This is a genomic window from Rhodothermales bacterium (assembly GCA_013002345.1).
Taxonomy (GTDB): Bacteria; Bacteroidota; Rhodothermia; order Rhodothermales; family JABDKH01; genus JABDKH01.
On sequence record JABDKH010000062.1, the window covers coordinates 1 to 9,470 of the forward strand.

The 9,470-nt window shown below is 58.4% G+C and carries 11 protein-coding genes and 4 tRNA genes; 5 read left to right on the top strand and 10 right to left on the bottom strand.

Annotation, left to right across the window (positions count from 1 at the left end; genetic code table 11):
- The 9 genes from tuf to queA form a co-directional block, all read right to left on the bottom strand.
- Positions 1-124 (bottom strand): elongation factor Tu (gene tuf / locus HKN37_03105; protein NNE45631.1); only part of this gene is annotated, 124 nt, incomplete at its 3' end.
- A gap of 95 nt (positions 125-219) precedes the next feature.
- A tRNA-Thr gene (locus tag HKN37_03110) sits at positions 220-291 on the bottom strand.
- A gap of 83 nt (positions 292-374) precedes the next feature.
- Positions 375-447, bottom strand: a tRNA-Gly gene (locus tag HKN37_03115).
- Between the two features lie 25 nt (positions 448-472).
- A tRNA-Tyr gene (locus HKN37_03120) sits at positions 473-555 on the bottom strand.
- Between the two features lie 31 nt (positions 556-586).
- Positions 587-659 (bottom strand) — tRNA-Thr (locus HKN37_03125).
- A gap of 104 nt (positions 660-763) precedes the next feature.
- Positions 764-1,423 carry a DedA family protein gene (locus tag HKN37_03130; GenBank protein ID NNE45632.1) on the bottom strand — a complete coding sequence of 220 codons (660 nt, stop codon included), beginning with the start codon at positions 1,421-1,423 and terminating at the stop codon, positions 764-766.
- A gap of 9 nt (positions 1,424-1,432) precedes the next feature.
- A complete protein-coding gene (locus HKN37_03135; GenBank protein NNE45633.1) occupies positions 1,433-1,918 on the bottom strand; it encodes a 2-C-methyl-D-erythritol 2,4-cyclodiphosphate synthase in 486 nt (161 codons plus the stop codon).
- Positions 1,915-2,634, bottom strand: coding sequence for a 2-C-methyl-D-erythritol 4-phosphate cytidylyltransferase (gene ispD / locus HKN37_03140; GenBank protein NNE45634.1), 720 nt, complete (start codon positions 2,632-2,634; stop codon positions 1,915-1,917). The genes HKN37_03135 and ispD overlap by 4 nt, the downstream gene beginning before the upstream one ends.
- Positions 2,635-2,674: 40 nt before the next feature.
- Entirely contained in the window at positions 2,675-3,721 is a 1,047-nt protein-coding gene (queA, locus tag HKN37_03145; GenBank protein ID NNE45635.1) for a tRNA preQ1(34) S-adenosylmethionine ribosyltransferase-isomerase QueA, read from the bottom strand.
- 369 nt (positions 3,722-4,090) lie between these two features.
- Between queA and HKN37_03150 the strand changes: the two genes are divergently transcribed.
- On the top strand, positions 4,091-4,477 hold the full coding sequence (locus tag HKN37_03150; protein NNE45636.1) for a PAS domain-containing protein: 387 nt from the start codon (positions 4,091-4,093) through the stop codon (positions 4,475-4,477).
- A gap of 16 nt (positions 4,478-4,493) precedes the next feature.
- Here the strand turns inward: HKN37_03150 and HKN37_03155 are convergent, their stop codons facing one another.
- Complete coding sequence (locus HKN37_03155; protein ID NNE45637.1) at positions 4,494-5,714, bottom strand: vitamin K epoxide reductase family protein; 1,221 nt, start codon at positions 5,712-5,714, stop codon at positions 4,494-4,496.
- 289 nt (positions 5,715-6,003) lie between these two features.
- Between HKN37_03155 and HKN37_03160 the strand changes: the two genes are divergently transcribed.
- The 4 genes from HKN37_03160 to HKN37_03175 form a co-directional block, all read left to right on the top strand.
- Positions 6,004-6,945 (top strand): mechanosensitive ion channel family protein, encoded by a 942-nt coding sequence (locus tag HKN37_03160; GenBank protein ID NNE45638.1) that lies wholly within the window; start codon positions 6,004-6,006, stop codon positions 6,943-6,945.
- Between the two features lie 226 nt (positions 6,946-7,171).
- Complete coding sequence (gene trpE, locus HKN37_03165; GenBank protein ID NNE45639.1) at positions 7,172-8,671, top strand: anthranilate synthase component I; 1,500 nt, start codon at positions 7,172-7,174, stop codon at positions 8,669-8,671.
- A gap of 105 nt (positions 8,672-8,776) precedes the next feature.
- Entirely contained in the window at positions 8,777-9,229 is a 453-nt protein-coding gene (locus tag HKN37_03170) for a hypothetical protein (GenBank protein ID NNE45640.1), read from the top strand.
- A gap of 67 nt (positions 9,230-9,296) precedes the next feature.
- Positions 9,297-9,470: tryptophan--tRNA ligase (locus HKN37_03175; GenBank protein ID NNE45641.1), on the top strand; the 174-nt coding region annotated here is incomplete at its 3' end.

The following is a 9,470-nucleotide window of genomic DNA, read 5'->3' on the forward strand; positions in this document are numbered from 1 at the left end:
CCGTGACACGCTTCGACAAAACCTGCGTGATCGCCGCCGTCAGTGTCGTCTTACCATGATCCACGTGACCAATCGTACCGACGTTCACGTGCGGCTTCGTTCGCTGAAATGTCTCCTTCGCCATGACTTTGTCCGCGCTTCGTGTTAGTGGAATTTCGCTTTTGACTCCGACGGTGTCGCCCGAGCCTGAAATCTGTTAGGAAATACGTTCTCCGAGTGAGCCGCCTATCGGATTTGAACCGATGACCCCTTCCTTACCATGGAAGTGCTCTACCACTGAGCTAAGGCGGCGATCCGATAACGGACCTGCCGCAGCAAACCGGGAACCGGTACGTCGACCAGGCGCTCCATGGTACTTTTGCGGCATCTCCGAGAGCGGGAGACGGGATTCGAACCCGCGACCCTCAGCTTGGAAGGCTGATGCTCTACCAACTGAGCTACTCCCGCTACTATTAAGTCAATCAACCTTCAGTGGGCAGGGGAGGATTCGAACCTCCGTACCCGTACGGGACCAGATTTACAGTCTGGCGCCTTTAACCACTCGGCCACCTGCCCCAGTCCGCAATGCCGAATCCCAGTCCGGCAGAGCTGGCGGAGGGACTCGAACCCCCAACCTGCTCATTACAAGTGAGCTGCTCTACCAGTTGAGCTACGCCAGCAGCGTCGAACCGTGTACTACGTCCAAGATTGTGAAGTTACTGATTCGCGGAGACGCGTGTCAAGAAACGCAATTTATGATTCGGTGAAGTATCGACGGACCCCATCAACCCACAACCGCGTCAACGCGCCCCCCGCCGTCTTCCCCATCGCCGTTCCGTTTGATGTTCAATCGGTACCGGATTACCTGCGCGACAATGAATATTACGATCGCGATCCCGATTGCCTGACCGTACTGGCGGATCCAGACGCTGACAACCTGCCAGTTCTCTCCCACCTTGAAACCAAGGAAAGCAATAAGGCATGTCCATACGGCCGAACTGACCGTAGACCACAGTATCGTTTTCCAGACGCTCATGTTGGCCATTCCAACCGTGATTGATATCACCGATCGCAGCCCGCTGAGGAATCGGTTGGCTGCGATCACCCCGTAGCCCCACATCCGAAGCCACTCCTGGGCACGCCGCACTCTGCGCTTGGGAATCCATTTCAGACGGTCGGGATCCATCACGGCGCCGCCGATCATGTGGCCGAACGCATACATCGTCATGAAGCCCAGCGCGCCTCCCAGCGTGGCGAGGCCGATGACGATCCCGATGTTCAGGGAACCCGTGCCGGCCAGATAGCCTCCGAGTACGACGATCATATCACCGGGGACGGGAGGCAGGACGTTCTCGCCGTACGCGATAACCAGAATAGCCACGTAGACAGCCAGCGGCGACAGCGTCTGGATCCACTCGAAGACCTCCAGGAAAAACTCTCCCATAAGGTGTGATCACCCCCCTCCCTGCTCCTCTGCCAGGAGACAAACCGCGTGCGCGGCAATCCCCAGACCCTCACCAACAAATCCCATCCCTTCCGACGTGGTGGCCTTGACCGAAACCTGCGACACCTGAATCGCCAGAAGATCAGCAATGATTGAGCGCATACTCCCTGCATGTGGTTCTATGCGCGGCTTCTCCGCAATGATCGTGACGTCGATGTTGGATAGGCGATAGCCGGCGGCGCCAATCATTCGACCCGCCTCCGCAAGAAACATGCGACTATCGGCGTCCTTCCATCTCGCGTCCGAGTCCGGGAAATGCCGACCGATGTCACCGAGCGCCGCCGCTCCAAGGAGTGCGTCTGTAATCGCGTGCAAAACCACGTCCGCATCTGAATGTCCTTGCAGCCCAAAGGGATATTCGATTTCGACGCCCCCTAGAACGAGGCGGCGGCCTTCAACCAGTCTGTGAACGTCGTATCCGTAGCCCACTCTCATGATCGATTCTCCGCCGACCACGATTCCCAGATCCGCTCCGCGCGGCGCCAGTCACCGGCGGTCGTAATTTTGAAATTCTCGGTAGAGCCGTGAACCATGTAAACGTTGTGGCCCGCCATCTGTGCCACCTCGACGTCGTCCGTTGCCTCCAGACCTTGCTTCGCGGCGGCGTCGTGCGCACTGACCAGTACAGTCCGGGCGAATCCCTGCGGAGTCTGCACCCGGAAGACGCCCGCTCGGGAAACGGTTGGTCCGAAGAACTCGCCGGCTGCGGATCGTAAGGTGTCGACCACCGGAACCGCTACAGACGCGGCACCATGGGCTCTGGCGGCCTCGACAACGTCGGTGATCTCTTGCCTGGACACGAACGGACGTACGGCATCGTGTACCAGAATGAGCTCGCACGTCGGGTGCACGGACTGAAGTCCGAGACGAACAGACTCCTGCCGCGTCCTTCCTCCGGCTACGATATCGCTCATCTTCTGCAGATCGAACGGGGCAAGTTCTTGCTTCAGGTCGGCGATGCGGTCGGGTGGTGCCACTACGAGCAACCGAGATATGTACGGGTGGCGGTCGAACGCCCGTAATGTCTGCACGAGGAGAGGTGCGTTGCCGAGGGAGCGGAACTGCTTGGGAGGACCTCCAAGGCGGCGTCCTTCTCCAGCCGCGGGAACGAGAACGGTCACATCCGGCACTCCGGCAGCGTCGTTGTTCATGAGTCCCGTCCGGTCGGCGTTTTTGGCAGATCCCGGTCCCCTAGATGATGAACATCGCGTCGCCGAAGGAGAACAGGCGATATTTCTTCTTCATCGCCTCGCGATACGCCTCCATAACGAAGTCGTAGCCACCGAAAGCCGACACCAGCATTAGGAGCGTGCTGCGCGGACGATGGAAATTCGTGATCAGCCTCTCCGTGATCCTGAACTCGTAGTGCGGATAGATGAATTTGTCCGTCCATCCGATATTCGCCTTCAGGGCGTTCGATGCGGAGAGGCTCGACTCGATCGCGCGCACGACAGTGGTGCCCACCGCGGTTACCTTTCGATCCGGCGCCGATAGGGCCTCGTTTACGACATCAGCTGTTTCAGGCGGGACGTGATAGAATTCGGAATCCATTCGGTGCTTCGTCAGGTCCTCGACCTCGACCGGTCTGAATGTGCCGAGGCCGACGTGGAGCGTGACCGGGACGATGTGCACGCCCTTCTTCTCCAGTTTCTTGACCAGCCCGGGCGTGAAATGCAGGCCGGCCGTCGGAGCAGCGACCGCACCACGTTCCTCCGCAAACATGGTCTGGTAGCGGTCACGGTCTTCAGACTCCACCTTCCGTTTTACGTACGGAGGAATGGGCGTCTCACCGATCTCATCGATCTTCGAGTACAACTCCTCGTTCTCGCCTTCGAAAACAAAGCGGATTGTCCGGCCTCTGGAAGTCGTGTTGTCTATCACCTCGGCCACAAGGCCATTCTCGAAGTAGAGCTTGTTGCCAATCCGGATCTTGCGAGCAGGATCCACGATGACATCCCAGAGACGGCTCTCCGGATTAAGCTCACGCAGAAGGAATACCTCGATGCGGGCGCCGGTCTTTTCCTTATTGCCATAGAGGCGGGCTGGAAACACCTTCGTGTTGTTGACGATCAGGACATCCCCGGCGTTGAAATAGTCGGTGATGCTGCTGAACGACTTGTGCTCTATGGTCCTTTTCTCCCGATCGAGAACCATCACCTTGGAGCTGTCTCGCGGTTCAGCGGGGTACTTCGCGACTAACGATTTCGGAAAATCGAACAAGAAGTTTGAAAGCTTCATTGACGCCATGCGAGACTCGACGGGATAGGTTGGCGAAGGAAGAGGAGGAATTCGGACGAAGCAGGTCGGGCTGCGGCCTGTTCCATAACCATCGTCCCTGAAAAAGATTCAGGCTAACGAATAAGACGGAGTGCACATTAACCACAGCTTGTGAAGATAAGATCCGACCCCTCCCTGCACCAAATAATGCACACTTTCTTGAATCGCCGACCCGGTGCCCCGTTCGCCACCTCGGTTGAGCCCCCGGCCGAACGCGCAAGTGTTTCAGTTTTGTGCGTTTCAGACAGTGTTGCGCATCACATCATTACTCAGCGGTCGCCTGAGTCTCGAGCAGGCAGCCAGCGGATCATGTCCTCGACTCGCAGCCTTATGGGTCAAGAATCACAGATTGTCGGCTTTCCCGGCACAAATCCCTACAGCAGAACGCATGTCAACCCGGAGCGGGCCGGCCTGCTCCTGGACGCGGGCTGCAACATCACCGACATATCCCCATCGGCCCGGAAACTGATTGGATACGGTCCCGCCGCTCCCATCGACCCCTGCTTCTTCGCACACATCCATAGCCGAAACCTGGTGCTGGTGATGCGCGACCTGGCCTCCATGGCCTGCAACGGCAAGCGGCGCGCGCGGTGGATGGTCCGCATGCGAAATGCAGACGAGCAGTGGGTCTGGATGAGAGTGACGGCCCGGAAGATGGACCAGATACGGCCCACCGGGTTCGGCTTCGCTGTCGAGCTGGCGCACCTGGACGCGTAGACGTTCGTCTTGAATCCTACCTGGCAGCGGCGTCGATCAACTGCCCGAGGCACTCGGCCGTTTTCGAAGAGCTCTGGACAAAGCGGCCATTGATCATCACGGCAGGCACGGACGTGATACCGGCGTCCACACCGCTTTGGCGCTGGCGCATAATGATATTGCGATAGAGACCGCGGCTAAGCCGGGTCTTCATCAGCTCGCCATCCAGTCCGATCTGCGTCGCGATTTCACCCAGCTCGTCGATCCCGATGCCGCCCTGGCGCTGCCGACGGAACTGCTCTTCCATCATCTCGAAGAACTTGTTGTCCTGGGCAGCGAAGTACATCGCCTCCACCTGTGACACCGAGTATTCCCACAGAACGAACGGTCGCCAGACAAACCACGCCCTCTCACCATACTCGGCAACCACCTGCTCCATGATCGGGTGGAGCGTCGCACAATGAGGGCAGTTTGGATCAAAGAACTCAATCACAGTAACCGACGCATCCGGGTTACCCTTGCTCGGGTCACTGAATGTGACGAGATCCCTGTAATTCTCTACAAGCGGTTTCTCAGGGTCATAATGACATTCTCCGACATTCGAATCGTCGACAAGAACGTTCTCCTGACCGGATTGAGCGGCCGCTGTCGCCGTCGCTTCAAGCGGAGGCAGGCTCCCGAAATAGAGCACGTCGACTCCCGACAGGATTACGACCGCGCCCAACATGATCACGAACATCTTCACTCGGGACGAACTGCCCTCCGAAGCGGCTTCGGGCTGCGGCCTGGACCTGAGGTCGATAATCTGAAGAACCAGGAGGATCGCAACGATCGAGGCCGACATCATGCACAGCTTGCAAAACTCTCCAATCTGAGCAACCTGTACGTACACGAGATACACGGAATAGAGAAATCCCACACCGATAGCGGCAGCACGTAGTCGCTTGACGGACTCCAGCTTGTCCAGGCCCACGACGACGGTCGCGAAGCTCAGAATCGTAAGTCCGATGTAAAAGATGAGTCCCCAGATGACGTTCGAGACGCCCAGCATCATGCCGGCATCGCTTCGGGTCACTGCCTCGCATTCGACCGTGGCGGCCGTCGAAGAGAAGCCGAAGCACCCGCGATCAAACCCGCGGCCGGACTGAATCCAGAGATGGACTACGACGAGTATACCGATCAGACCAAGCACGAAGACGGCGGTATCCAGTACAGGTCTGTAGACGCCGAGCGGCCGAATATTTGCAGTACGCGCCATCACTGACTCCCTTGATCTAGTTGCGTTACGCTTGCGCTTGCCGTCTACTTGCGAATGCATGGCTGACGGGCACACCATCGACGGCGCTTAACGCCGTCAGCGGGCAAAAGTTTAGCCGCTGGTTGTTACCCGACCGAGCTGCCGAACGCTCGAGACGGTTCGTGATTTCGTGCTCTTGCGCGGACCCGCACTGCGACGTGTCAACTCTTGATGTGCGGCAACCAAGTGCATCAAGTGGACGTTTCCCGAAGAAGTCCTACTTTGCATTCCGAATCATGTCGGACCTGCGATGCCCTTCGATCTCGACCTGAGCAACGAAATCGTTCAGCGAGTGATTTTCGCCCTCGGGGTGTCACTCGTTGTGCTGCTGCTGGTGCGCATTGGCCAGCGCCTCGCCAAACGGTACGGCGGCGAGCCAAGTCGCGTGTACTACACCTCCCGGATCATCGGGCGCGTCGGTGGATTCGCGATCGTCGTCATTCTGGTGAGCGTGCTCTCGCCACGACTGGGCGACCTGATCACCGTCCTCACCGTCATCGGAGCTGGTCTTGCCATCGCGATGAGGGAAGTTCTCCTCAACCTGGCAGGATGGTTTTACGTCACGCTCCTTACCCCCTATCGGCAGGGCGACAGGATCGAGGTCAACAAGATCCAGGGTGACGTGATCGATATCCGCGTCATGCGGACGACCGTGATGGAAATCGGCAGCTGGGTTCAGGCAGACCAGAGCACGGGTCGAATCACGCATATCCCGAATGGGTGGAATCTGAGCCACGCGGTCTACAACTACACGCGAGGATTCAATTTTATCTGGAACGAGCTCCCGATCACGGTCACGTTTCGGTCCGACTGGGACAAGGCGCGCGGCATCATGCAGCAGTATGCCGAAGAGTCAACCCGATTGGTGGAGCACCAGGCCGCTGACGAAATCCGGCAGATGTCGCGCGAATTCCTGGTCCACTACAGTATTCTGACTCCGTTCGTGTATGTCCGTGTTGTCGAGAACGGCGTTCGCCTTACGCTGCGATACCTGTGCAACGTCCGCAAGAGGAGAGGAACCGAGCATGCCCTTACGGTGAGCATCCTGCAGGCCCTGCGCGAACAGGGAGGTATCGAACTCGCTTACCCGATGGTAGGAATTACTTCGTTGGAGGGTCCGCAGTTTGGACCGATGACGAGCCCCACTACCCTGCACCCCGGTGGCGATGGCCCAGATCACGTGGCCACCTGACGTGCCGGCTGCCGGACAACTTGATTGACAGCGCGGTGCTCTCGTATCTTCATCGCCATGATTGACCGCTCAAGATCATCGTCCTGCACACCGCTGAACGGTTGGTGGTGCGCTCCCGACAGCCGCGGGCGCAGGTAGGATTTCGTGCCGAATTTCTTGCCGGACGCTGTACAGCCCGCTGCCAGATAGACCGCAGCGGGCTTTTTTGTTTGTCTCGAATCACACCATGACCGTGAACGAAATCGAACAGACGACGGAAGGACTGGAGGAGCTCGTCGAGCGCCTCGGACCGATTGTCGTCCCGGTCACCCGACGCCTGAGCGCCGACCTCCTGACGCCGGTCGCCGCGTTCCTGTCGCTCCGCCGAAGTAGTACATATTGCTTTCTGTTGGAGAGCGTCGAGGGCGGCGAGAAGGTGGCCCGATACTCATTCATCGGAAGAAACCCGTACCTCACCATTCGGTCGGTCGACGACGGTGTCATCGTGACACGGGAGGGGTCGCCACCTGAGCACTTCGAGGCCGGAGACATATTTGACGCGGTGCGGCAGTTCGCGAACGAATTCACAGAGATACGCCATCCGAATTTGCCGCGGTTCACCGGGGGTGCCGTCGGATACTTCGGGTACGATACGGTACGTCGACTTGAGTCACTTCCGGACCTTCTTGAGGACGACCTCGGGTTGCCGGTTGCGACCTGGTGCCTCTACGACACGGTAGTCGCGTTCGACCACGTCAAGCATCAGATCGTGGTCATCTCGAACATGTTCATCGACACAAACTCGGATGTGGAAAAGGAGCGGGCGATCGCCATGGAGCGAATTGAAGCTGTCGTGCAGGATCTGCATTTCGGCTCCATCGATCTTCCGGAACCGATATCGATGGCCGAAGGCGCCATGCAATCCAATTTCGAGCGGTCTGCCTTTCTGGAAGCCGTTGAATCTGCAAAGCGGTACATCCGCGACGGCGACATTTTCCAGGTTGTCGTCTCCCAACGTTTTACCAAGTCATTCTCCGGCGACAACTTCAATCTGTACCGGGCGCTCCGGCAGGTTAACCCCTCGCCCTACCTATTCTACATGGACTACGAAACGTACTCGATTGTAGGGTCTTCGCCTGAGCTTCTGGTTCGGGTTGAGAATGGTCTTGCCGAAACGCTGCCGATTGCAGGGACGCGGCCACGGGGCGCAACGCCCGCCGAGGACAGGGCCCACGAGACTGATCTGCTCGCGGACCCCAAGGAGCGTGCGGAACACGTCATGCTCGTCGACCTCGGACGAAACGATCTCAGCCGCGTGTGTGAGGAGGGCACGGTAACGGTGGATGCGTTTGCCTATGTCGAACGCTTCTCGCACGTGATGCACATCGTGTCGTCTGTCTCCGGCACACTGGGGAATGAGTTCGATGCCGTGGATGCGCTCAAGGCCTGCTTCCCGGCGGGAACGGTCAGCGGTGCGCCGAAGGTTCGAGCCATGGAGATTATCGAGAGCCTCGAGCCAAACCGCCGCGGCCTCTATGCAGGAGCCGTGGGCTACCTTGATTTCTCCGGAAACCTGGACACTTGCATCGCCATCCGGACGATGGTCGTCCACGATGGCCACGTGCACGTCCAGGCGGGAGCAGGAATCGTTGCCGATAGCGATCCGGAGGCCGAGTTTGACGAAACGCGGAATAAGGCCATGGCGCTGGATCACGCCATCCAGATGGCTGCGCTCAACCTTCTTTAGGCGGAGTACCGGATGTCATAATTTGACGAATATCCAGCAGGAACGCAGAAAATCAATACCCTGTTTGTAGCATAGGGTCCGCTCGCAACCATAATCCAGAGATCGATGCTGAAAGATCTATTACTACAAAAAGGCTGGGCCGGCAAGACGATATCCCGCGCCGAAACGGTCGACCGCGTCAATCCCGTGATCCATCGATTGATCGCCCTGAATCAGCACTACGATGCGTTCCTTCGGTCCTCGCAAGGAGGAGGCCTGGATGCACAGCTCGCATCGCTGCAGAAGACGGCTCGGGCAGACGTTGGCAAGCTCGCAGAGACGGTGTTCAGTTGTGGTGGGACCCCGTACAACGGAACCGATCTGGAGCCGTCAAGCTTCGCCGTCGACAACAATCGGCCGGCAGCATTGACTGCACTGCGTGATCTGGAGGCGTCGTTTGTGGATTTCGTAGCCGACGAAGTGAACGTTGAACACCAGATGCGGACACGCGCGATCCTGGCCGTTGTGAAAGCGAATGCGGAGGCCCGACTCAAACTCCTGCAGGAGCACATCAGATAACACGGGGCAGATGGGTATGCATGGCAAGGAGACAGAGAGTAGTCGTACGGCGAACGCGAACCATCCGGTGACCGTCGTATCCGGCATTCAACCGTCGGGTACGCTTCACATCGGCAACTATTTCGGAGCCCTTCGACAGCACATCGTGCTGCATACACGGCAAGATGCGTACTACTTCATTGTCAACTACCACGCTCTCACCAGTGTGCACGATCGCGAGGCCCTGAGCACGTACACGCTC

What these genes read in the sequence shown, in the direction of transcription:
- HKN37_03130 (NNE45632.1), bottom strand. Translation starts at nt 1,423, where the DNA reads ATGGGAGAGTTTTTCCTGGAGGTCTTCGAGTGGATCCAGACGCTGTCG.
- HKN37_03135 (NNE45633.1), bottom strand. Translation starts at nt 1,918, where the DNA reads ATGAGAGTGGGCTACGGATACGACGTTCACAGACTGGTTGAAGGCCGC.
- ispD (NNE45634.1), bottom strand. Translation starts at nt 2,634, where the DNA reads ATGAACAACGACGCTGCCGGAGTGCCGGATGTGACCGTTCTCGTTCCC.
- queA (NNE45635.1), bottom strand. Translation starts at nt 3,721, where the DNA reads ATGAAGCTTTCAAACTTCTTGTTCGATTTTCCGAAATCGTTAGTCGCG.
- HKN37_03150 (NNE45636.1), top strand. Translation starts at nt 4,091, where the DNA reads ATGGGTCAAGAATCACAGATTGTCGGCTTTCCCGGCACAAATCCCTAC.
- HKN37_03155 (NNE45637.1), bottom strand. Translation starts at nt 5,714, where the DNA reads ATGGCGCGTACTGCAAATATTCGGCCGCTCGGCGTCTACAGACCTGTA.
- HKN37_03160 (NNE45638.1), top strand. Translation starts at nt 6,004, where the DNA reads ATGCCCTTCGATCTCGACCTGAGCAACGAAATCGTTCAGCGAGTGATT.
- trpE (NNE45639.1), top strand. Translation starts at nt 7,172, where the DNA reads ATGACCGTGAACGAAATCGAACAGACGACGGAAGGACTGGAGGAGCTC.
- HKN37_03170 (NNE45640.1), top strand. Translation starts at nt 8,777, where the DNA reads ATGCTGAAAGATCTATTACTACAAAAAGGCTGGGCCGGCAAGACGATA.